The sequence below is a fragment of the Pseudoalteromonas arctica genome, from assembly GCF_012927645.1.
Lineage (GTDB): Bacteria > Pseudomonadota > Gammaproteobacteria > Enterobacterales > Alteromonadaceae > Pseudoalteromonas > Pseudoalteromonas arctica_A.
The window spans coordinates 1-23,419 of record NZ_JABBMT010000017.1 but is presented as its reverse complement, the minus strand read 5'-3'; the positions used below and the strand labels follow the sequence as shown (position 1 = coordinate 23,419).

The window sequence follows — 23,419 nt, the reverse complement described above, 5'->3', positions numbered from 1 at the left end:
TATACGTACAGTATAGCTACTGTGCGTTTTATTTTCTGAGGGAGTCATTATTTATATGGGCTAATACTTGATAAGCTAAATTGGCTTTGCATACTTGATGCCCACATGAGCCAAATAGTATTTTTTGCGGCGTTAGTTTTTGCGGTGTACTTAATACTGAAAAACTCGCAACAATGCTTACCAATGCGGCCGCTTTAATTAAATGCTTCATTTTAAAATCTCATCAATTGCATCCGCCATAGCGGGATTAAGCTGCTTAGGATTTTCGCCAAGTACGGTTAAAATCGTTGCCGCCACTTGTGCTTGTTTGAGCTCTGTTGTTGTTTTTAATAAACCTTGCGGTTTAATATCTGGGCCAATTGCAGCTAACCAAATATGCTCAGAGCCAATAATTCCCTCAGGAAAAGCGTTACGACCTTGCTCCGATCTTGCCATTGCTTGTTTTGAACTATGATGCTGCCAATCATTAGCGTTACTGCCACGGCCATGATCCGTGGTGATAATAAGCGTTGTGTTATTTTTATAGCCAGGTGTAGTCTGAATGGTTTGCCATAAGTCTTTGATAAAAGCGTCACTTTGTTTAGCCGACTGCAAATAGTGATCGTAATGACCTTCATGGGCAAAATCATCGGTTTCACCTAAGCTGATCACTAATAACTTAGGCTTTTTTGCCAGCATATAAGCTTTGGCAAAACGATATGTAAAACTGTCTAAACGCACATTATGCCAAGGACTTGGGATCTCCTGTTGTAAAGCATTTAATAGTGGCGCATCGGCAAATAAGTCAGCCTCAATTGGCATAAAACCCGCATTTACATATACGTCGCTGCGTTTGGTATTAACAATAAACGGAAATACATCCCAACTGCCAAATAAGGCGGTTTTATTTTTATAGTCAGCGCGTTGCTCTAATCGCTCTAAAATAGTTTTATTTGGATTTGGCGTTTTATCATTGCTGTTAATTGCCTCATCAACACTGCCAGTTAAGATCTCACTATAGCCTGGGTATGAAAAATACCACAGGTTACTCACCGACATTGTTGAACCATTCTCTCTATCGCCAATTAACACACCGTGTTGGCCAATCGTATTGCTAATAAATGGCATTAACTGAGCTTGTCGGGCGTGTTTGTCATCGCGCCAAAACTGTTGTTTCAATTGCTCTGGCTGTTTAACAAAACCGGGATTTGCTAACAATTTTTGATCGGCGCCGTTAAATACCTCTTGCCAGCGCATACCATCAAGCGTCACAAGCACAACATTATCACTGGCTTTGACACTATGACTTACCATTAATGTACAGCCTATTACGGCCAGTTTAGCTATTGCTTTCATAGTATTCCTATCAATAAAAACCCATCAACAAGGATGGGTTTTGGTTATTATTTTTATAATTAGGGCTTAAAAATTAGCAGTAAATGTCAGTGCTGCAGTGCGTGGTGCACCAATAAAATAAGTGCTGCCATTACCTGTCCCACCCGCTAAATACTGCTTATCTGTTACGTTAGTGACCGCAAAAGCAATATCAATTGATTTAAATGGGCCGGCATTGACGTCTGCGGTATAACCAGCATTGATATCAAACACAGTATAGCCAGCAACTTTATTACGTGTACGGGTTTGCTCATCTAAAAATGCACCTAAACGCTCACCCGTATATTTTGCTGAAATACCAAAGCGGAAACCTCCGCTGTAATAATCCGTTGAAAGCACAAACATGTCACTTGGGGAGTCAATTACATCATCGCCTGCTCTGAAGCTTGGACCTGCACCAGCAGTCAGTTCGCCATTAGCGTATGAACTTGGGTCGTCAGATGCGTATTCAGAGCTGTTATTAGTATATGAGGTATAAATATTCCATTCATTTGTAAGCATATAACTTGCTGATAGTTCAATACCTTGCGAGTCAATACCACCTACATTGATGTAAGAGCCATTTGTACCAATCGTGTAATCAATCCCGCCGGTATCACTGCCAGGTGCGATAAAAGTGATGCGGTTATCAAAGGCAATAGAGTAAGCGGTTGCCGTTAGGCTCAAGCGGTCTGCTTTATAACGTACACCAAAGTCGATATTTTCAGCTGTTTCTGGTTCAATTTCTGTGAGTGTAGAGCTATCACGCTCCAGCACACCATCTTTAATTGCTGAGAAATTTTCACTGAAACTGGCAAATAACTCTGTGTTACTAGTAAGCTGGTACACAGCACCTGCACTAAATAACACATCTGAATCACTGTTTATTTTATCAGAGCGTAGATCTGCAAAATGATCGTATTTTTGTAATTCAACTAAATACTGTTTAGCACCAAGATTAACAGTAAAATCGCCTAGGCTGATTGAATCTTGTACGTACCATTTAAAGGTATCTGTTTCAAAAGTATTTTTATATTGCGTCCAGTATGGGGTGCTATCAAAGTGATGATATACGCGAGCGTCAATAACTTTATGCCAATCACGAGATTCGTCGCGATCAGTTTGCTCAAGCCAAATACCCGCTTCAATATCGTGTATCCCTAAGGTTAATTTATAATCGGCAGTCAAACCTAAACGCTCTTTGTCGTAGTGTGTATGGCGATATGACATTACTGGTATTGCCGAATCAGGGTAACACGCCGGATTCAACCCAGTGCCTGAATCCCACGGCCAACTAAGTGTATCTGTACAATCTGCATTAGGCGTTAATGGCTTTCCTTGGCTATCTACAAAACCATATGAACCAGCGTTTGTGCCGCCTTCAGTTGTTGGAACACCGTCTTTATCGACAGGTGATGTTAAATAAGGTGGGATCCAATCACCACGTCCTGAGTTTTTATGGTAATAAGGACTGATTGTTAATAATGACGACGGTGAGATTGCGTATTCAAACTTTACGTAACCTAACGCATTTTCACGCAATGTACCCCAACCTTCTGCAAACATTTGGTCAAAGTGTGGCACGCCGGTCCAGTTCCAAGTTAGTTGCTCCCAATCGGGTGTTTGCGCAAATTGCTGCAAGCTCACACTGTTATAGTTGGTCTCACTGACATCATCATACGATAAACGCCCTGTGACAGTCAGCGCATTAAAGTTAGATACAAATTTAGCCTCTGCATGTTGATTATCTTTACCGCCATTACTGCCATTACCTATCCAGCGGCTAGTATTGGTTTGTGAATAGCTCACATAAGCTTGCGTGTTATCAAAGAGAGTGCCAGTTTCATGCTTAAAATAATAACGGGTCGCATCGTGGTCACCATTGGTGTAAGCAAATGTAGTTCCTCGCTCAAGACTAGGATCTTTACTAACAAAATTAAACGTACCGCCGAGCGCTTCAAGTGATGCTGAAGCAATGTCTGAAGTCCCTTGACCAACCTCTACAGTGGCTAAGTTTTCGCTGTCTAGGTAACGGTTCGCTTTTGCACCACCGCCATAATTAGAGCCGCCGTTAGGAATACCATCAACCGTCATACCTAACTGCTGCTGGTTACTATCGATACTAAAACCACGCATGGTAATAGTGGTAGACCAATCATCACCACCAAATGCATCACCTTGGTTAATACTAATTCCCGGTAGATTATCCATCACCGATAATACACTTGAAACCGAACTCTGCTGCTCAATCATTGATTGCTCAATCACACTATTTGCATAGCTCGTTGGTTTTGCCACTACTGTGACTTCTTCTATTTCGTTACTATTTGCAAAGCTATTAGTTGAAAACACTAAAGCGATTGCTAAGCTTAAAGTCGATTTTTTAGTAAAAGTACGCATTATTGTCCCATTTGCAATTATTGTTTTGTATTCGGGCACAGTATGGAGGGAATATATGACAAAAAAGCTCGAAAAAATTGACGTAACAGTGACAAAAACATTGATTATTTATGGCAACAATGTAGCCCAACCAATTAACATATAAAGATATTATAATTTAAATAATAGTCGCTTATGGTAATATTTGTAAGAAATAGAAAGGAGTTAAGTCAAGACGAAAGAGTATTTTCACAGTATCAGTAACAATTAAAAAGCAACAATGCTAATCGCAAATGGCTACGAAAACACCCTCGCCGACGATTTTTTATACCACGTAATGTACAATTAATTTTTAACTAATCGACATTTTGTCATATTAGTCAATATACTATACCTAAGCCATTCTAGAGAGAGTCTATTAATGAGTAATGCAACCGCAACCGCATCTGAAAAATTCGAGACAATATTAAATTTAGGAGCCAAAAAAAGATTGGCTTTTATGTTTGAGAGCGTCCAAGTGTTCAAACAAGTGTGGATATTAAATGACGACGATGGCTGTGTTATGCTCGCCAACGAAGATGATGATTGTGTACCGGTATGGCCTGAACGTATTTATGCCGAGGCATGGGCTACCGGTGAGTGGGAAAACTGCACAGCAAAAGCGATCCCATTAAAGGACTGGCAAAGCCGTTGGACCCCAGGCCTTGAGCAAGACGACTTACTTATTGCCGTATTCCCCACTGAAGACGACGACGGCACAATTTTATTTCCTGATGAATTTGATAGCCAACTTAAAGCACCTAAAAAGCGCTATTAACACCTATAAAAGCGGCTAACTTAGCCGCTTTCCTCATAAGATCACCTTTATTAACCTTATTAAAATCAAAGCATACCCGCACCACAATTATATTTGCAACTACAAAGAAGTAGATTTTATAATGTTTTATCAGTATGTTATTAAGATTAATAGATAAATGGATTTAAAATATTATGCAATACACGCAATTAAAACATAAGCAACGAGAACTACGGGAGACCTTCCCTGAGGGGCTAACACTACGTGTACACAGAGCGTTAAGCTGGTTAAATAAGTCGGAGCAATGTGATGATCTTGATTCGCAATTTATATTTCTCTGGGTGTCATTTAATGCGGCTTATGCTCAAGACACAGAATGTTTGAACCTGAATGAAACACAATCATTTACCCAGTTTTTAGAAAAGCTCAATTCACTCGATCAGCTAAAGCGTATCTATAACTTGCTATGGAATGAATTTCCAAGCAGCATTCGCGTGTTACTAAACAATAAATTTGTTTTCCAGCCTTTTTGGCAATTTCAAAATGGCAACATCACTGAACAAGAATTTAAACACAAATTGAGTGAAGCCAAAAAATTTGCAAACTTTGCATTAGCTAACAACGAAACAGCCAAACTCACCTCCATCGTATTACAACGCTTATACACACTGCGCAACCAACTTATGCATGGCGGCGCAACATGGAACAGCAGCGCAAATAGAGAACAACTAAAAGACGCCGTGCAATTTTTATCGCAACTTGTACCATTTATTATCGATATTATGATGAATAACCCCAAAGAGCTTTGGGGCGATGCGCATTACCCGCTTATTGATGAGTAAGGTTGTTTTATAGGCATTATCTATGTTTTTTAAAACACGATAATGCCGACATATGGAAACGAATGACAATAGTCATAATTTTACTGGTTGTCTTACTTTCTGGTCGTTGACGTATTTGCATAACATATTCGAGTAATTGCTTTCCCCATTGAGGTATAAATACTTATAAAAATCAACGAAATAACAAAACAACTCAACTAATTTAATCATGCCTGTTCCTTGTGTTTCCAATCGTTCGTGGTCGAAAGTTCGGAGCTTGGAACAGGCATTTAGTTCAATTTCTTAAACGAAACTCAGGTTAACTAAATACTTTATCAGTCAGTATAATGACAAATATTATTCTTAATCAAAACAACTTAGACGATCTTTTAGGCCTTTAACCAACCTCTTCGCTTTATGAGCCGAAATAGAACAGCTAGTGGTATAAGGGTGGTGTATTTCAAACTGTGATTTAACTTCACTTGGAGGAATCCCCCCACTAAAGTCATCCGCAGATGTATAAAGCCATTTAACTTTTAGGCGATGTAAGTGGTATTGTGAAACGGGATCGTTTGGTTGCGACTCAGAAAGTAAAGTATAACCACTCCCTGATAATTGACTAATTTCTGCAACACCTATAGCACCATAGCCATTAGCATAAGCTATTAATATATCCCCAGGTATAAAGCTATTAAGTAACCTATCTCCTTTGTCGTGTTCAGAGCCATCAAAACCAGCGGAAATGATAGACTTCTCTTTCAAGCAAGCCCAATTTTTGGTCTCTGTAGTGCCAATATTATACCAAAAATACTTAGGCTCACGTTGCATAGCGCTAAAGCTTAAAGGAAATGTTGATTCTGGGCTTCTATCAAATACAACCGAAAAGTCTATATACTGCGTACCGTCTTCATGATTAGATACACTATATTGTATACATTTAAACCCTACACCTTTATCTGATAGCCATTCACCCATAGAAAATAGTGTTCGGTCAAATTTATTGGCTATTAAAATGATACGATTCTTGGTGTTAATTTTAGCTCTATCAATTTCGGCTGAATCTATAAACGACTCGACAGCCTCTACATACCCCTTATTTACTAATTTTTTGTTTTTTATTAAATCATCACCATGAAATCTTGAAATATCAGCCAAATACTGCAGAGCTTGCGTATCCACCCCTAAACAAACAAGGTCTTTTTTCAGCTCAATAACAACACCATTCCCATTTTTATCAAGTGCTAAAACATCAAGCCTTTTACCATTAGCAACCTTGACTTGGTTTTTCAGTAGAATAAGTTCTTCCCCAAAAATACCTTCATTCAGTAATTGAGTTGTGATGTTATTATTTTCATCTCTTTGATTTTCAATTATAAGTTGCTCAAGTTGAAGCTCCCCCATACTTTGCGAGTTCACAGCTTCTAACACTTGCTTATTATCTTTTGAAATTATTTTGAATAACATAATTACTCCTAACTCTATTCATGAAACTTTAGGTATATAGACTATTTTTTTGATGAAAATTTGACTTAGCTTTTACAATTAACCATATAAAATTCAAAGTTTTGTTGCTGCTCGCTTAAATCGGCGCAAACAGCCGCTGAAACGTATAAGTACCTGTTACCCACTAAAAGTTTATCAAATGTAGACTCTTCCATTATTTTTATAAAGGTAGTGATCAACTCATCTGAGTAAACATCACCAAAATTATTTTTGATTTCGTCTATAATTTCGCTCTTTATCTCAGCTGAAAATGGTTGGTAATCTTTCAAAATAAAGTTCCTTTTATTAATAGCTTTAAAGAATTAACCCGTTTTTATTTTTTATGGTAATCACTAAAATTAATGATATTACTGGTATCAATTATTTCGTTTGATGGGCCATCAGCACGTTGTTGATCAGTGATAAGCGATTGGCAATAACCTAATAAATGCTCTATGGGTATAAACTTCTCTTTGCGGCGCGTTGTTTTATTCGTTATACGTTTCGGCTGAGTGTTTAAATATAATGCTAATTCAATCGCGAGAGCTCTTGGTAACTCATATAACCCCTCTTCTTTTAGTGTTTGAGTAACCCAAAGTGCAGCATCACTAATATGGCCGCTGATGCTTAAATCAGTGTTCTTAATCCATTGTGGGCTAAAGTCAATATGTGAAAGGTCACTTAGCAGCGTAGCGATATCGCTGCGAGGGATAAGTCGATATACCTCAAGCGTTTCAGCCATCATTAACTGCCATTCGTACTGCAAGCGCTGAGTTAACTCTTCTTGCGATAGCTTTAAACTAACCGGTATAAAAAACGTAAAACGGCTATTCGCCTCACAAACAATGATTGTTTTTTCACGAGATTTATAGCTGTTATCAATTATCTGCAATTGCCAGTTAAAACAATTACTATCGCTAATGAGGGTATTTACCCCAGCTTGTTTTCCTGGCTTATGTGGCAAGCGAGGTAAATCAGCTTTGAGGTATTTATTGAGTGCGTTTGAGGCACTTAGACAAAACAACATTTTATTATTCCCCACACCAATGGCGGCTATAAATACCTGATGAAACCGCTTTGTGAAAACTTGAATAAGGCCAATCACTCACTCTTTTTACTAAGCTATGTTTAAGAGGGTTAAAGTGTACATAATTTACATGATGCCAATAATTTTGCTCATCACGAATGGTATGCTCCCAAAAGCGACGTTGCCATATGCCTCGTTCATTTCTATTCATGCGTGCCTCAGATAGGTATTCTCTTTTAGGTAACCCTTTAGAAAAGCGCTTTTTTATTTCACGCCATCGGCCAGAGTAGTCAAAATCCTCTTAGGGTAAGGTTAGCACCGCATGAAGATGATCGGGTAACACAACCCACGCATCAATATGGAAAGGTTTATGTCTTTTAACCCAACGTACCGACTCACGTAGTAAATCAATGTGAATATTACTGTGTTAAATCTATTTTTATATCATGTGTAATTGCATTTAACCAATAATGCGTAGCAAGGGTTTGTTTGAGTTCAATGGACTATATTGATGCTTTGGCGGAGATATTTAAACCAGGCATAAAAAAGGACGTCATGAGACGTCCTGATATTGAATAATGGCGGTGACGGAGAGATTCGAACTCTCGAAAGGTTGCCCTTTACACACTTTCCAGGCGTGCTCCTTCAGCCACTCGGACACGTCACCGCAAGCATTACCATTTGGTAACGCGGCGTAATAGTATGAAATAGCGCCCTGTGGTGCAAGGTGTTTTTCCCTTTTGCCTGTTAACTGCCTAGTAAACAAACAAAAAAGGCCGCTAATAGTGCTATCAGCGGCCTTTTTTATAAAACTGAGTTTATCGTTGCAGTGAGGCTGAGAAGTCGAGCATACGATTAAGCGACTTGAGTGCGCCCTCACGTAGCTGCATATCTACAAACACTTCTTTGCCTGTTGCATCTAATAACGCTTCCTCAATCGCTTTGAGGCCGTTCATGGCCATCCACGGGCAATGTGCACAACTTTTACAGGTTGCGCCTTCACCAGCCGTTGGGGCGGCAACAAATTCTTTATCAGGGCATAACTGCTGCATTTTATAAAAAATACCGCGATCAGTGGCCACTATAAACTTTTGGTTATCCATTGTTTGCGCCGCTTTGATCAATTGACTGGTTGAGCCAACGGCATCAGCTAAAGCAACTATTTCAGCGGGTGACTCTGGGTGTACCAATACGCCTGCATCAGGATACAGCGCTTTCATATCTTTTAGCGCTTTGGTTTTAAACTCATCATGTACAATACACGCGCCATCCCACATGATCATATCAGCGCCAGTGTTCTTCTTAATGTAAGCCCCAAGGTGCTTATCAGGGCCCCAGATGATCTTTTCGCCCATTTCATCAAGGTGTTCAACAATTTCAAGCGCACACGATGAAGTAACAATCCAATCAGCACGTGCTTTAACGGCTGTTGAAGTATTTGCATATACAACCACTTTACGATCAGGGTGCTGATCACAAAATGCTGAGAACTCATCAATTGGACAACCAATATCAAGCGAGCATGTTGCTTCAAGCGTTGGCATAACGACGGTTTTATTTGGCGTTAAAATTTTTGCTGTCTCCCCCATAAAACGAACACCCGCAACGATAATCATGTCAGCATCGTGCTTGGCACCAAAACGAGCCATTTCTAATGAATCGGCCACACAGCCACCGGTTTCTTCAGCAAGCGCTTGAATTTCAGGATCAGTATAATAATGGGCAACCAATACGGCATTTTTATCAATCAATAATTGTTTGATACGTGCTTTGTATTGCGCCTGCTCATCATTATTCAATGGAGCTGGTTTTGGAGGAAAGATATAACCTTCAGGCATAATAGTTTGAGCTAAACTCATTTCTCGACCACTTAATCTACAGTGCATTTATGGGGCGAATTATACGAGAATATAAAACTAAATAACAGTGGTGCTCATAAATACCAATCTACTTAAATATTTAACCATTCTAGTAGGCTAAATAAAGCGTTAACTGCGTTAGTAATTTTTTGTTTTTTGATGTAAGCGATATGAATTTAGTAACTAATAGTCAGCTAAACTGAAATTGAATAACCAGAATGGTGGGTCATGATGGACTTGAACCATCGACCAATGGATTAAAAGTCCACTGCTCTACCAACTGAGCTAATGACCCGCTCTGATGTGCCTAAGCACGCTGCGTAGATCCGCCGATTGTAGCCACTCTACTATTCTACGAATAAAGAATGGTGGGTCATGATGGACTTGAACCATCGACCAATGGATTAAAAGTCCACTGCTCTACCAACTGAGCTAATGACCCGCTCTGATGTGCCTAAGCACGTTGCGTAGTTCCGCCGATTATAACCACTCTGCTATTCAACGAATAAAGAATGGTGGGTCATGATGGACTTGAACCATCGACCAATGGATTAAAAGTCCACTGCTCTACCAACTGAGCTAATGACCCGCTCTGATGTGCCTAAGCACGCTGCGTAGATCCGCCGATTATAACCACTCACTATTCAACGAATAAAGAATGGTGGGTCATGATGGACTTGAACCATCGACCAATGGATTAAAAGTCCACTGCTCTACCAACTGAGCTAATGACCCGCTCTAATGTGCCTAAGCACGCTGCGTAGATCCGCCGATTATAACCACTCTACTATTCAACGAACAAAGAATGGTGGGTCATGATGGACTTGAACCATCGACCAATGGATTAAAAGTCCACTGCTCTACCAACTGAGCTAATGACCCGCTCTTTTTATCGCAATTTGAGTGGTTGAACCATTCGCTTGCTGCGGGCGCTTATAATACTTATTTAAAAAATGAGTGCAACAGAAAATGTCTCTTTTTTTAAGTTTTTATGTCTAGTTGACCAATTTTAGACCGCTTATGACAAAAAGCAGTCTAATCAAGCTGATTCTACATTTTTGAAAGGCGATCAGTGGCCAATTTTGCAGCAGTTGTACTTGGGTATTGATTAAGTAAATCGTTAAAGGTTTTTGACGCTTGTTCAGCTAAACCTTGCTCGTGTAATAAAGTACCAAGCTTTAACATTGCATCTGGACGCTTATTTGAATTTGGAAATTCATTTACCACCACTTTGAAATGTTCCGATGCTTTTACTGGGTCATTTTTAATTGTCAATAATTGCCCTAACCAATAATGAGCGTTAGATGCATAAACAGAATTTGGATACGTCGTTAAAAACGTTTGAAACTCTGGAATTGCCTGATCGTAGCGCTTGTCTTTCATGATTAATGCCACTGCACGCTCATATGCCTCATTCTCAGACAGATCAGAACTAATAGCTTGCGATGCAACAGGCTCAGCATACTGTTCAGCACTTGATGCACTCGGTTGCGAATAAGCTTGGCTTACGCGATTTTCAATTTCTTGATACAGCTCACGTTGACGTTGTAGTACTTTTTCAAGCTTATAGCTTTGTTCTTCAGTGATCCCGCGAACTTGGCTCACTTCATCTTGCAGTCTATTTAACTGTTGCTGTAACTCAACTTGTAATAAATTTCTCGACTGCATCATACTTTCAAGGGCAGCAAGGCGTTTTTCTATACTCGATTGTGAACTCGCAGCTTCTGAAACAGGAGCGGGAGCAGCCCAAATTTGGGTGCTCCCGCTCAATATCATGGCTGCCAAAATAATTTTCGGCTTCATAATGTCTCTAATCTTAGTAAACTAGTACCGCACGGCGGTTTTTAGCGAAAGCAGATTCAGTGCGTGATTTAACCATTGGCTTTTCTTCACCATAGCTCACTACTGACATTTGGCTTGCAGAAACACCTAAGCTTTGTAGGTATTTTTCAACTGCTTGACCACGGTGCTCACCTAATGCAATATTATACTCAGGTGTACCACGCTCATCGGCATGACCTTCAATTAATACTTTAACTGATGGGTTTTTAACTAAAAACTCAGCATGTGCACGAAGCAATTCGCCGTACTGTCCTTGAATAGTCGCAGTATCAAAACCAAAGTATATAACTTGCTCTTGACGCAATTCGTCATACTTCTGACGAAGCTCTTCTTGTGCTTGCTGCTCTGGTGTTAATGTAGCAACTTCAACGGTATCATTATCTGTTGTTTGCTCAACAGTCGCTTGATTTGATTGATTTGCTGCACCTTCATCGATATCCGAAGATGAGCTACAAGCTGCTAGTGTCATAACTGGCACAGCAATTAGCAGGCCTTTAAGTATTTTATTAAGTTGCATTGAGTAGATTCCTATATTGAGTAAACCAGCAAAAATCACTGTAAATAAGGCGACCACGCGGGTGCCTTTACTTGTCCATTTAGCACAGGTAACCGTGCTTTAAAGCGACCGTCCATTGATACTAGCGCTAGTACCTGCTTATTATTATGTAGCGTGCTATAGATGATCATCGAACCATTTGGTGCCACGCTCGGTGATTCATCCAGGCGCGTTCTTGTTAAAACTTGAAATGCGCCTGTAGCCAGCTCTTTCTTAGCAAGATGGTACTGCCCGTTGGTACGGTTGACCATCACTAATTCTTTGCCGTCAGGGGTAATCGAACCAGCTAGGTTCATATCACCATCAAAGGTCATCCGTTGTGACCTACCTGTTTTTAAATTTAACTTATAAATCTGAGCATTACCACCCCTTTCAGAGGTAAACACGATATCTTGACCATTCGGATGCCAAGACGGTTCAGTATCTATACTACGGTGGTTAGTCAAACGGGTTTCTTTACGTGTTGCTAAGTCTAGCATATACACTTCTGTAGCACCGTTTCTATCTTTTGACAAGACTAACAATAATTTTTTACCGTCTGGCGAAAATTGTGGCGCGCCATTAATACCTTGGTGACTTGTTATGAGTTCACGCTTGCCAGTGTATAAATCTTGGATATAAATTTGGCTTTGACGATTTTCAAAAGTTACATAAGCAAGCTTAGTACCATCTGATGACCATGCCGGAGACATTAGCGGCTCTTGCGAGCGTAATAAAACCTGCTCGTTAAAACCATCATAATCTGCCACGACTAACTGGTAAGGTTTTGGTTCATCATCTCGTACAATCACATAAGCAATTTTAGTTAAAAATGCGCCGCGCTCACCGGTGAGTCTCTCATAAATAACATCACTGATGCGGTGTGCATAACGTCTAAAACCGGTATCACTAATCACACTTTCACGTGCTTCTTGAATATGATCTTGGTTTTTAATTAGTTTACCGTTGCTCATCATTTGCGTTTCACCGCCAGTGATTTGCCCGCGAATAACATCAACCAGCTCATAGCGTACTAAGTAACGGCCATCAGTTTGCTGTTCAACCTCACCAACTAAAATAGCTTCAACGCCTTTATTAACCCATGCAGCGTAATCTACGTCAGCATCTTTGCTGGGTAACTGGGGCATGGCATTAACATCGATTGGTTTGAATTTACCACTACGCATTAAATCCGCAGCAATCACATCGCTAAGCTTTTGTGGGATTGGCCCCACACCTTTATATTTAAATGGCACGATCGCAATGGGTCGCGCACCATCAATGCCTTCGGTTATGACTATTTCTAGTGCCGCGTGGGCAACACTGGCAAAGCCTAAAACGAAAATTAAACAAACTGTTTTCAACTTGTTGAACATACCATTCCTTTAAAATTGTGGCTTAATTGTTAAGTTAATATTTTTTAATTGCTCAAAAACATCTTTATCTTTAGAAACCGGCAACGTATCAGCCATACGAACCGCTCTAAGTGCCGCTTCACATACTAACTTATCTCCGCCTAAAGATTTAACTTGCGTTACTAAGCCATTAAAACCTAAGCGAATATTCACACGGCATTGTTGATTCTTCATTTTTTCATCAATTAATAAATTTTGCTGAATTCGCGCCATTATTAATGCTTTATATTTATCAACCTCAGTGCCGACCTGTTGCTGACGTATCTTATTACGTGCAGCTTGCTCTGTGGCTAATTGCTCTTGCAACATTTGTTCTTGTAATGCTTTTTGACGCGCTTCTTCCGCAGCTTCTGCACGTTTTTTAGCGGCTAACTCTTCACGCTTGCGATCGTCTTCAGCTTTCTTTAATGCCTCTTCTTCTGCTTTACGTTTTTCAGCCGCTGCTTTAGCAGCAAGTTCAGCTTGTTCTTTTTGCTTTTCAGCCTGCTGTGCTTTTTCACGTTCTTTTTGTTCAATTGCACGTGCTTTTTTAGCTTGAGCTTGAGCTTGTGCAGTTTCTTTCTCTTTCGCGCGACGCTCTCGCTCTAGCTTTTTGATCCGACGATCTTCAGCTTCACGCTGTTTACGTGCATCAGATGCTCGGCGCTCTAAATCACGAATACGCTTGTCTTCAGCACGTTTTTTATCATCTTCTTTGCGCTTCAACTCAGCAATTTTTTGTTCAACCATTTTTTGGTCAACAGTCACCGCTGAAACAGCATTTTCAGCCTCAGGCATAGCCTTGTTCAAGGTGACTTCCATTACGGTAGGCGGTGAAGTATGAAAACTCGCTGTTCCGACTAAAACACCTATTATAGCGAGGTGCAATAACACTGATTTTAATACTGAAGCACCCATCTTAATTTTTTTTCCCTTCAAACGACTCAGTCATTAATCCAACTGAAGGCACACCAGCACTTCTCAAGAAGTCCATCAGTAACAATACTTCTTGGTACGATACTTTACCTGAACCTTTGATCATCACTGGGGTTTCTGGGTTTTTCATCAGTTGCAGCTTGATAACAGCAGCAACATCTAATGCCTCCATCGGCTCTTCAGGATCAGTACCGATACTGACAAAGTACTTACCTTGTGCGTCAATTGAAGCAATGATAGGTGGCGTATCTTTAGTATCAACTAAATCGGACTCTTCCATTTTTGGCAAATCAACTTTTACACCATGCGTGATCAATGGCGCAGTAGCCATAAAAATAATCAGTAGCACCAGCATTACATCAATGTAAGGAACTACGTTTATCTCTGCAACAGGACGACGCTTCTTACGCTGATACATTCGCTTTTGCCTCTATTTGGGTAGCTGCTTGACGATGTAAAATATTTGCAAACTCTTCCATAAAGTTAATGTAGTTAGATTCTAGCTTTTCAACTCTATTTGCAAAGCGGTTGTATGCAATAACCGCTGGAATAGCAGCGAATAAACCCATCGCAGTTGCAATAAGAGCTTCGGCTATACCTGGGGCAACCATTTGTAGAGTTGCTTGCTTAACTTCACCTAACGCGATAAAAGCATTCATAATACCCCATACAGTACCAAACAAACCAATGTAAGGACTGATAGACCCTACCGTTGCTAAAAACGATAAACTTGATTCTAATTTTTCGATTTCACGCGATAACGCAACTCGCATTGAACGATGTGTCCCCTCCATTACAATGCTAGCACTTTGAAAAGAGTTTTTCTTATGGCGAGCAAACTCTTTAAAGCCTGCTATAAATAATGCTTCAACGCCAGTTGAGCTACCGCTGCGCGATGAGATCTCATTGTAGAGTTTACTTAAATCAATGCCTGACCAAAACTTTTGCTCAAATCGCTTAGTATCGGCTAATGCATCTGAAATTGCTTTTTTACGCTGAAAAATAATTGCCCACGACATCACTGACATAGCGACTAACGCCAGCATAACTAATTGCACAAGAAAACTTGCTTCTAGAATTAAATCTAAAAAATTAAGCCCTGAACCCACATTAAACTCCTAATAAGATTTCTTGTATAAATAACATTTCATTATACGCTAGGTATATGACCGAAAAGATGGCCAAAAGTTGCACCTAGTGTATCTATTCAGCTCAGTACTGACAACGCTATTGCTGTGAATTAGCAACAAAAAACGTTAAAGAGCAGGCTGACACCATTCTTATTACCATGTTCGACAATATCAACACAACTATTTAAGGCTACACTCGAGTTAAATACATGGTTTGATGCTTATTTATAAGCAAAAAATCGTGTAAAACACCCTGTTTATTCACTCTTAATGAATAAACAGGCATAATTGATTATAAGCATAGTCATTGCAACAGTTTAACTAATCTATAAAAAAATCACTCAAACAAATAAAATATTACAATTTCAATAGATTAATATATAACCGTGAACTTTATGAACAAAAATAAAGCACTCATAAAAATATTGCTATTAGTTTTTTTTATCTGAAAATTAAATTTTTCTAGTTTGAACAAAAACTAACTATTGCGTATTATTCTCCTATACCGAGCTAGCGCAGCAATGAATACTTCATTCAGCCCAGTTCTTTGCAATATGATTCTGATTTTTCATATTGCTATGCTTAAAGTTTTTCATGATAAAACTTGATGAATTTAAGCAGTGTTACTTAGATTACTTCCTTCAACTTGTTGTTTGCCCGCATTTTATGCGGGCTTTTTTTTGCCTGAAAATCACGCACAGCACGGCCTCGCTATGGCGCATACAATATCGTTTACAAACTTAACAGCATGTGAATTGTATTAGCCCAAATAACTAGATAATCTAAACTTCGAATAATATGCTAATCACACTATTAACTTAAACACAGCGAAATACACACTTGAATAGCAGCCATACGCACCGTACAGCTACAATAAATGTACTTTATTCTTGTTTGGGTAATAAGCCAAAGTGATGATAGGCGTTATCAGACACAATACGCCCTCTTGGCGTACGTTGGATAAATCCTTGTTGGATGAGGTAAGGTTCGATCACATCTTCAATAGTTTCTTTTTCTTCACCGATAGCGGCAGCTAAGTTGTCTAAACCAACAGGGCCACCCATAAACTTTTCTATGATGGCGAGCAAGTATTTACGATCCATATAATCAAAACCGCTTTTATCTACATCAATCATGTTAAGTGCCAGCTCTGCCACTTCAGCATTTACAGTCCCGTCTGATTTAACTTGCGTGTAATCACGTACCCGACGTAATAAACGATTGGCAATACGTGGTGTACCACGAGAGCGTTTTGCTATTTCAATGGCACCTTCATCACACATTTGTAAATTTAAATAATGAGCCGAGCGCCCCACTATAGTCGATAAATCTGCCACTGAATAAAACTCTAAACGCTGCACAATACCAAAACGGTCTCTAAGCGGTGAGGTTAACGAGCCTGCGCGAGTGGTTGCCCCGACTAAAGTAAAAGCAGGTAAATCGAGCTTAATGGAACGAGCAGCGGGTCCTTCACCAATCATTAAATCGAGTTGATAATCTTCCATTGCCGGATAAAGTATTTCTTCAACTTGCGGGCTTAATCTATGTATTTCATCAATAAAAAGTACATCGCCTTCTTCAAGGTTGGTAAGTAGTGCGGCTAAGTCACCGGCTTTTTCAAGCACTGGACCCGAGGTTGTTTTAATACTGACATTCAGCTCATTGGCAACAATGTTTGCTAGTGTGGTTTTACCCAAACCCGGCGGACCAAATATTAATAAATGATCCAGCGCTTCACCCCGACTCCGTGCAGCTTCTATAAATATTTCCATTTGCTGTTTAACATGGGGCTGCCCGGTATAATCGGCTAATAGTTTTGGTCTAATCGCGCGATCGACTACATCTTCATTACTTTGTTCAGTCGCATCTATCAAACGATCCGCTTCAATCATGGTTTACTCACAACATTGATTTTAGAGATTCTTTAATAAGAACCTCTGTAGACATATCAGGCTTGGCTACCGATTTTACTGTTTTTTGTGCTTGCGCCAATTTATAACCCAACGACACTAGCGCAGAAATTGCATCATCTGCGGCATTATTAGCTATAAGTGCATCAGAGGCAGGCTCTATAACTGCATTATCACTAAATGGCGTGAATAAGTCATTACCCCAATCTTTTAAACGATCTTTCATTTCAAGTACCAGCCGCTCTGCGGTTTTTTTACCGACTCCCGGCAACTTTACTAAACTGGTGGCATCTTCATTATTGACGCAGCTAACAAATTGCTGAGCCGACATCCCTGAAAGTATTGCTAATCCGAGCTTTGGCCCAACGCCATTGGCTTTTAATAGCTCTCTAAATAATGCTCGCTCTATTTTATTATTAAAGCCAAATAATAACTGGGCGTCTTCTCTTACTACAAAATGAGTATACACAATGGCATTTTCGCCAATGTTTGGTAAATCATAAAAGCAGGTCATTGGCATATTTACTTCATAGCCAACCCCACTTACTTCAAGCAAAATTTCTGGCGGTTGTTTTTCTACTAAGATGCCATTTAAGCGACCTATCATGTTATTTCCTTAATCGTCCTCTAACGGTTTTACTGGCACTGCCCGCTAGTTTTATTAAATTTTGATCTGAATGCGCATGGCATATCGCAATGGCTAATGCATCAGCGGCGTCCGCTTGCGGTGTGCCTGGTAATTTTAAAATATTTTTAACCATATGCTGCACTTGCGATTTATCGGCACCACCGTTGCCAACGACGGCTTGTTTTATTTGCCGCGCCGAGTATTCAAACACCTGAACATCAGCCATCGCAGCACCAACAATTGCAGCCCCTCGGGCTTGGCCTAATTTAAGAGCTGAATCAGGATTGTGCGCCATAAACACTTTTTCAATGGCAAAATGATCGGGGGAAAATTGTTCAATCAGTTGGCTGATCCCTTGATAAATCATTTTTAATCGAATAGGAAACTCGTGATCGGCCAGTTTTATACAACCGCTGCCTAAATAAGTAAATTTAGCACCTTGATGGGCAATCACCCCATAACCGGTTAATCGTGAGCCAGGATCAATCCCTAAAATAATAGCCAATACTTGCCCAATCAGTGTAAATAGTTAAGTACGCTAATAATGCCAGAGCACTGTATAAATTACCAGTGTATTATTGGCATAAAAAATGCCCGTAAAAACGGGCTTGTTTAATCGCTAACCTTTTAGGCTAAAGAGCGCAGTAACCCTTGGGTATTTTTACGCATGGTTCTGGCTATCATAAAGTAGCCAAGTGATGCCACAAACACACCCCCCACTAATGGCCCAATCAGCCAAATATGCGGGTGCAGCTTACCTGCTAAGTCAAACATCTCTCGTTGTACTATTAATAACGCAACATCACTGACCAGCGCAGCGACAAAACCGGCTGCGCCACCAAGTAATAAAAACTCGTACAAGGTCGCGTTTTTTATTAATCTCGCTTTTGCACCTAAGGTACGCAGTATCACAATTTCTTGCATTCGCTCACCCAAGCTTGCTTGTACTTGAGAAACCAATACTAAACCACCGCATAGCACTACAATGGCCAGTACAAATCCAATTGCTAAAGACACTTGTGCAATAGTAGAACGTATTTGTTTTACAAAGCTCTCAACATCGATGGCATTGATGGTTGGGTAACTGCGTAATAACTGGCTAAAGTCACGTTTTTGATCGGCTTCTATACGTACCGATGAAATATAGGTCGCCGGAAAGTCAGCTAAAACATCAGGGCTTAAAATAATAAAGAAATTAGGTTTTAAGGTTGCCCAATTAACTTTACGGACACTGGTAATTTTTGCATCAAACGATTGCGCACCAATTAAAAAAGTCAATGTATCACCAAGTTTTACATCTAAACGCTCGAGCATTGACTCTTCAACTGACGCCTCAGCGGCCGCATTATCGCCAAACCACTGCCCATCTATGATCTCATTTTGCACAGGCGCTTGCTCAAGCCATGTAAGGTTTAGCTCACGGCCAATACCTGCGCGAGCTTCTTCATCTTTCTTTTCGTTATCTTGTAATGACACATCACGGGCAACTAGCTCGCCGTTAACCGCGTTGACACGACCACGAACTGTAGGGTAGAAGTCAGATACTTGGATGTTTTTTTGTTCTAAAAATGCATTCACATCAGGCAGCTCGCTTTCTGTAATATTCACCAAAAAGGCATTCGGTGCATCACTAGGTAATTGCGACTGCCAATCAGCGATCATATCGTTTTTAAGTACCACTAAAAATAACAACAGCTTTATAGCAAGTGAAAAGCTGATCAACTGCACTGCATTGGCATTCGCCCGTTTTTGAATAGAAGCAATCGCAAGCGACCAACTATTACCTGGGCGCAGCCCTAGCTTACGCCCACCACCGAAGATTAACCGTGATAGCAAAAATAAGAGGACGATTAAAACCAAGGTTGAAACAAATAAAATAGCAGTGATTTTTAAATTATTACTAAATAACCACATCAGTAAAAATACCGTCACAGCCGACATGCCCAAATGCACTTTACTCACCAATAGCTTATCACCCAAGCTGCGGCGCAATACTCTCAGTGGTGGAATATCAAATAAATCCAGTAATGGTTTGATTGAAAACATAACCGCACAAATCACACCGGTGCTAATTGCTACAAACCAAGGTTTAAAACCCGCCGCAGGTAAAGTGTTATTCATTGATTTTTCTAAATAGTTAGTGGCAATTTCTTGTAAGCCATAACCAATCGCTAAGCCAAGGATCACAGATAAACCACATACCAGTGATAAATGCAGTAAATAGATTTTACGGATCATTGCGCGGCTGCCGCCTAAGGTTTTCATCATCGCAACAGGATCATATTGGCGTTCACAATAGCGTTTAGCAGACACTGCAATTGCCACTGCGGCTAAAATAATCCCCAATAAGCCTGCTAATAATAAAAAGCTTTCAGCGCGGTTTAAGCTATTAGCAATAGGCGATTGTCGGTCTTTTACGCCATACCATTGCTGATTTTCTTTCATTTGTGGTTTTAGCCACGCATAAAAGTCAGTAAGGTTACTCTCATCACCTGCATACAACTGGCGGTAAAAAACCCGGCTGCCCGGCTGGATCACTTCAGTTTTTTCTACATCTTGGTTATTTAACAACACACGACGACTACTTGAAAAAATATTAAATGGCGCATCAGGCTCTTCCACCAATACTTTTTCAATATTAAATTGCGCAGCACCTAGCTCAACCGTATCACCCACTTTTACATTTAATGCGTAAAATACCGATTCACTAAACCACACATTACCAACCGTTGGCCCCTGTTTGGCTACTTCAACCTCACCGGTTAAACTCGATTTAACTTTCAGCTCACCTTTGAGTGGATACTGTTCTGACACCGCTTTAACTGAGCTTAATTGCATTTCGTCATTAGCAAACAACATAGTATCAAAGTAAGTAAGTTGTGCCGTTTGTAAGTTATATTCGCCCGCTTTAGTTAAATACTCATCAGGTAACTCGTGATTACTTGCCAGCACGCGATCCGCAGCAATAAAGGCACTGCTTTTTTGTGCGATACTTTGCCCTATTCTGTCGGTTACCATTGAAAGCGTTAAAACCGTTAATACCGCAAGCGATATCGCCGCACAGATCACCGTAAGTTCACCACGGCGAAACTCACGGCTAAATAATCTTAGTGCTAATTTAGCCCACATTCGCCACAGCCTCATTGGTATTTTTAACTAATTGCCCCGCTTCAATTTGCAAAACGTACTGACATTTCGCAGCTAGTGCTTCGTCATGCGTCACTAACACTAACGTCGTGCCATGGAGCTGATTTAGCTCGAATAACAGTGACTCAATTAATTTACCATTTTTGCTATCAAGGTTAGCGGATGGTTCATCAGCAAATAAAATTTTAGGCGTGCCAATAAATGCGCGAGCAATAGCAACACGTTGTTGTTCACCGCCAGAAAGCTGAGACGGATAATGCGCAACACGATGGCTCAACCCCACCTTTTCAAGTAACTCAAGTGCCTGCTGTTTGGCGTTAGACTTACCAGCAAGCTCGGCAGGTAGCATCACATTTTCAAGTGCGGTTAAACTTTGCACCAACATAAAAGATTGAAATACAAAACCCACTTTGGCAGCTCTAAGTGCTGCTCGCGCTTCTTCACCAAGTTCATGCAGTGGCTCACCATCCAAATAGATTGAGCCATGGGTTGATTGATCCAGCCCTGCCAGTAAGCTTAGTAAAGTAGATTTACCTGAACCAGATGCACCAACTACAGCCACCGAATCCCCATACTTGACATTAAAGGTGATGTCGCTGAGGATGGGCAAATCCCCTTCAAGGGTATTAACCGTTTTAGAAAGACCTTTAACCTGAATGATATTTAATTGAGATAGCGCTGACATATGATGTATTCAATCCTACGTTTTATTTTCGTTTTACTATTAGTAATCAAACCACTTAGTGCGGCAGCTGACAACACAATTTTAATTTTAGGTGATAGTTTAAGCGCCGCCTACGGCTTAAAACAAGAGCAAGGCTGGGTTAAACTGTTACAAGATAAGTACGACAACGAGCAAGCGCCAATCCAACTTATCAATGCCAGTATCAGTGGCGAAACCACCGGTGGCGCATTGCGTCGTTTAGACGCCCTACTTAATGAATTTCAACCGAGCCATGTACTTATAGAGCTTGGTGGTAACGACGGCCTGCGTGGCTTTCCAATTAAACGCCTAAAAAAAAACCTAGCCAGTTTAGTGAGCAAGAGCAAACACGCTGATGCCAAAGTAGCAATTATGGAAGTACACATTCCGCCTAACTATGGGCCACGTTATACCGGATTATTTACCGCCAGTTTCTCCGCCATTGCTGATGAAACCGACAGCCATTTAATGCCGTTTTTTGTGCTTGATATCGCATCAGATAAAAGCTTGATGCAAAACGACAACATACACCCTAACAAAACTGCACAACCTATACTACGAGATGTGATGTATAAATCGATCAGTGAGTGGATAAATAACTAAAAATCTTCATAAAATGATTTATTTCACTTAGTACGTTTAATAAATGTTCAAACAAACAAAAGCTTATTGATTTTTGAAAAAATATACGTACTATTGCTTGCAACGTCGGTATGTAGCGCAGCTTGGTAGCGCACTGTCATGGGGTGGCAGGGGTCGAGAGTTCGAATCTCTCCATACCGACCAATTAATTTATTTAAATATTAAGTACTTACAATTTAAATAAAATACAAATTGCTACACACACTAAATATTATTAATACATGTAGCATATATGTAGCTTCACTACTTACAGCTAATTCATATGTAGTTATTAGATAATAACTTTAATATGTAACATCATGCCCTATCTTATTTCCTAATACCCTGATGTGCAGCATAATTAACATATTTCTAGTAGATGTTTATATTTAGCAACAGCTTGTCGAGTCATTCCTATTTCGTTGGCTATAAGTACCTGTGAAGGCTTTTTCCCTTCACTTTGTATCTTCGTTATTGCTCTAGTAATTTTTTCCTCTGTGTTTGTTCTACGTGCTTTGTGTGTAAACTTAGCCCCCTGCTGTTGAGCAAGTTTTTTAGTTACGATCTTAATTTGCAGTAAAAAAAGTCCAGCTCTACCACGGTTATTTGACGAGCTATATTTGAACCAAGTGAAATTAGCCACACTCTTAACAATCCCTTTCAATTCGGAGTGGTTTAATGGGTGGGTTTTAGGAAGGTCTGACGAACTGAACTCATTACAAGACTGAGTGACCTGGTCAACTAAATTCAGTCACCCTAGTTAAGCTACTTTTTCTAACTCATTAATTTTAAATTCAAAATCATTTGGGCTTTGATACCCTAAGTAGGAATGCAATCGGTTACTGTTGTACCACAT

General features: G+C 40.0%; 22 protein-coding genes, 7 tRNA genes and 1 pseudogene. 4 read left to right on the top strand and 26 right to left on the bottom strand.

All coding sequences use genetic code 11. From position 1 onward, the window contains the following. Window positions 1-28: 28 nt before the first annotated feature. The 3 genes from HHO47_RS11800 to HHO47_RS11790 form a co-directional block, all read right to left on the bottom strand. The gene (locus HHO47_RS11800; protein ID WP_169020466.1) at window positions 29-211 is read right to left on the bottom strand and encodes a hypothetical protein; all 183 of its coding nucleotides are present in this window, start codon (window positions 209-211) and stop codon (window positions 29-31) included. After that, window positions 208-1,335: an alkaline phosphatase family protein gene (locus tag HHO47_RS11795; RefSeq protein WP_169020465.1), complete on the bottom strand. Its 1,128-nt coding sequence runs from the start codon at window positions 1,333-1,335 to the stop codon at window positions 208-210. The genes HHO47_RS11800 and HHO47_RS11795 overlap by 4 nt, the downstream gene beginning before the upstream one ends. A 66-nt stretch (window positions 1,336-1,401) precedes the next feature. Beyond that, on the bottom strand, window positions 1,402-3,753 hold the full coding sequence (locus HHO47_RS11790) for a TonB-dependent receptor domain-containing protein (protein ID WP_169020464.1): 2,352 nt from the start codon (window positions 3,751-3,753) through the stop codon (window positions 1,402-1,404). A gap of 400 nt (window positions 3,754-4,153) precedes the next feature. Between HHO47_RS11790 and HHO47_RS11785 the strand changes: the two genes are divergently transcribed. Together HHO47_RS11785 and HHO47_RS11780 are read left to right on the top strand one after the other, a co-directional pair. Continuing rightward, on the top strand, window positions 4,154-4,549 hold the full coding sequence (locus tag HHO47_RS11785) for a DUF2750 domain-containing protein (RefSeq protein WP_169020463.1): 396 nt from the start codon (window positions 4,154-4,156) through the stop codon (window positions 4,547-4,549). A gap of 173 nt (window positions 4,550-4,722) precedes the next feature. Continuing rightward, complete coding sequence (locus tag HHO47_RS11780) at window positions 4,723-5,370, top strand: HEPN domain-containing protein (protein ID WP_169020462.1); 648 nt, start codon at window positions 4,723-4,725, stop codon at window positions 5,368-5,370. Between the two features lie 342 nt (window positions 5,371-5,712). Here the strand turns inward: HHO47_RS11780 and HHO47_RS11775 are convergent, their stop codons facing one another. The 22 genes and pseudogenes from HHO47_RS11775 to HHO47_RS11670 all read right to left on the bottom strand — a co-directional run bounded on the left by HHO47_RS11775 (window position 5,713) and on the right by HHO47_RS11670 (window position 21,924). Beyond that, complete coding sequence (locus tag HHO47_RS11775) at window positions 5,713-6,813, bottom strand: hypothetical protein (protein WP_169020461.1); 1,101 nt, start codon at window positions 6,811-6,813, stop codon at window positions 5,713-5,715. A gap of 65 nt (window positions 6,814-6,878) precedes the next feature. After that, window positions 6,879-7,121, bottom strand: a complete 243-nt coding sequence (locus HHO47_RS11770) for a hypothetical protein (RefSeq protein WP_169020460.1) — start codon at window positions 7,119-7,121, stop codon at window positions 6,879-6,881. Between the two features lie 44 nt (window positions 7,122-7,165). Next, window positions 7,166-7,858, bottom strand: coding sequence for an amino acid adenylation (locus tag HHO47_RS11765; protein WP_169020459.1), 693 nt, complete (start codon window positions 7,856-7,858; stop codon window positions 7,166-7,168). 4 nt (window positions 7,859-7,862) lie between these two features. After that, window positions 7,863-8,144: pseudogene (locus HHO47_RS19385) on the bottom strand (REP-associated tyrosine transposase); the annotation flags it as partial. 293 nt (window positions 8,145-8,437) lie between these two features. Next, window positions 8,438-8,525, bottom strand: a tRNA-Ser gene (locus HHO47_RS11755). 151 nt (window positions 8,526-8,676) lie between these two features. Continuing rightward, the gene (gene nadA / locus HHO47_RS11750) at window positions 8,677-9,717 is read right to left on the bottom strand and encodes a quinolinate synthase NadA (protein WP_169020458.1); all 1,041 of its coding nucleotides are present in this window, start codon (window positions 9,715-9,717) and stop codon (window positions 8,677-8,679) included. A gap of 219 nt (window positions 9,718-9,936) precedes the next feature. After that, window positions 9,937-10,012 (bottom strand) — tRNA-Lys (locus HHO47_RS11745). Between the two features lie 71 nt (window positions 10,013-10,083). After that, window positions 10,084-10,159: transfer RNA gene (locus HHO47_RS11740), tRNA-Lys, on the bottom strand. Window positions 10,160-10,230: 71 nt separating this feature from the next. Further along, window positions 10,231-10,306 (bottom strand) — tRNA-Lys (locus HHO47_RS11735). A gap of 70 nt (window positions 10,307-10,376) precedes the next feature. Then, window positions 10,377-10,452: transfer RNA gene (locus HHO47_RS11730), tRNA-Lys, on the bottom strand. A gap of 71 nt (window positions 10,453-10,523) precedes the next feature. Beyond that, window positions 10,524-10,599 (bottom strand) — tRNA-Lys (locus tag HHO47_RS11725). Between the two features lie 168 nt (window positions 10,600-10,767). Then, complete coding sequence (gene ybgF / locus HHO47_RS11720) at window positions 10,768-11,520, bottom strand: tol-pal system protein YbgF (protein ID WP_169020457.1); 753 nt, start codon at window positions 11,518-11,520, stop codon at window positions 10,768-10,770. A 13-nt stretch (window positions 11,521-11,533) separates the two neighbouring features. Continuing rightward, window positions 11,534-12,076 (bottom strand): peptidoglycan-associated lipoprotein Pal, encoded by a 543-nt coding sequence (gene pal, locus HHO47_RS11715; RefSeq protein WP_149982324.1) that lies wholly within the window; start codon window positions 12,074-12,076, stop codon window positions 11,534-11,536. A 35-nt stretch (window positions 12,077-12,111) separates the two neighbouring features. Then, a complete protein-coding gene (gene tolB, locus HHO47_RS11710; RefSeq protein WP_169020456.1) occupies window positions 12,112-13,470 on the bottom strand; it encodes a Tol-Pal system beta propeller repeat protein TolB in 1,359 nt (452 codons plus the stop codon). A 9-nt stretch (window positions 13,471-13,479) separates the two neighbouring features. Continuing rightward, window positions 13,480-14,406, bottom strand: a complete 927-nt coding sequence (tolA, locus tag HHO47_RS11705; RefSeq protein WP_169020455.1) for a cell envelope integrity protein TolA — start codon at window positions 14,404-14,406, stop codon at window positions 13,480-13,482. 1 nt (window position 14,407) lies between these two features. Then, window positions 14,408-14,842, bottom strand: a complete 435-nt coding sequence (gene tolR / locus HHO47_RS11700; protein ID WP_169020454.1) for a protein TolR — start codon at window positions 14,840-14,842, stop codon at window positions 14,408-14,410. Then, on the bottom strand, window positions 14,829-15,533 hold the full coding sequence (gene tolQ, locus HHO47_RS11695; RefSeq protein WP_169020453.1) for a protein TolQ: 705 nt from the start codon (window positions 15,531-15,533) through the stop codon (window positions 14,829-14,831). Before tolQ ends, tolR begins: the two co-directional genes overlap by 14 nt. A 905-nt stretch (window positions 15,534-16,438) precedes the next feature. Continuing rightward, complete coding sequence (ruvB, locus tag HHO47_RS11690; RefSeq protein ID WP_169020452.1) at window positions 16,439-17,446, bottom strand: Holliday junction branch migration DNA helicase RuvB; 1,008 nt, start codon at window positions 17,444-17,446, stop codon at window positions 16,439-16,441. 7 nt (window positions 17,447-17,453) lie between these two features. Continuing rightward, on the bottom strand, window positions 17,454-18,071 hold the full coding sequence (gene ruvA / locus HHO47_RS11685; RefSeq protein WP_169020451.1) for a Holliday junction branch migration protein RuvA: 618 nt from the start codon (window positions 18,069-18,071) through the stop codon (window positions 17,454-17,456). Between the two features lies 1 nt (window position 18,072). After that, on the bottom strand, window positions 18,073-18,597 hold the full coding sequence (gene ruvC, locus HHO47_RS11680) for a crossover junction endodeoxyribonuclease RuvC (RefSeq protein ID WP_169020450.1): 525 nt from the start codon (window positions 18,595-18,597) through the stop codon (window positions 18,073-18,075). 122 nt (window positions 18,598-18,719) lie between these two features. Beyond that, window positions 18,720-21,221, bottom strand: a complete 2,502-nt coding sequence (locus HHO47_RS11675; RefSeq protein WP_169020449.1) for an ABC transporter permease — start codon at window positions 21,219-21,221, stop codon at window positions 18,720-18,722. Continuing rightward, a complete protein-coding gene (locus tag HHO47_RS11670; protein ID WP_169020448.1) occupies window positions 21,211-21,924 on the bottom strand; it encodes an ABC transporter ATP-binding protein in 714 nt (237 codons plus the stop codon). The genes HHO47_RS11675 and HHO47_RS11670 overlap by 11 nt, the downstream gene beginning before the upstream one ends. Here HHO47_RS11670 and HHO47_RS11665 point away from each other — a divergent pair, their 5' ends adjacent. Both HHO47_RS11665 and HHO47_RS11660 read left to right on the top strand, forming a co-directional pair. Next, window positions 21,925-22,545 carry an arylesterase gene (locus HHO47_RS11665; RefSeq protein WP_169020447.1) on the top strand — a complete coding sequence of 207 codons (621 nt, stop codon included), beginning with the start codon at window positions 21,925-21,927 and terminating at the stop codon, window positions 22,543-22,545. Window positions 22,546-22,651: 106 nt separating this feature from the next. Then, window positions 22,652-22,728: transfer RNA gene (locus tag HHO47_RS11660), tRNA-Pro, on the top strand. A 196-nt stretch (window positions 22,729-22,924) separates the two neighbouring features. Here the strand turns inward: HHO47_RS11660 and HHO47_RS11655 are convergent. Continuing rightward, a complete protein-coding gene (locus HHO47_RS11655) occupies window positions 22,925-23,206 on the bottom strand; it encodes a hypothetical protein (protein ID WP_248290995.1) in 282 nt (93 codons plus the stop codon). Window positions 23,207-23,419 lie beyond the last annotated feature (213 nt).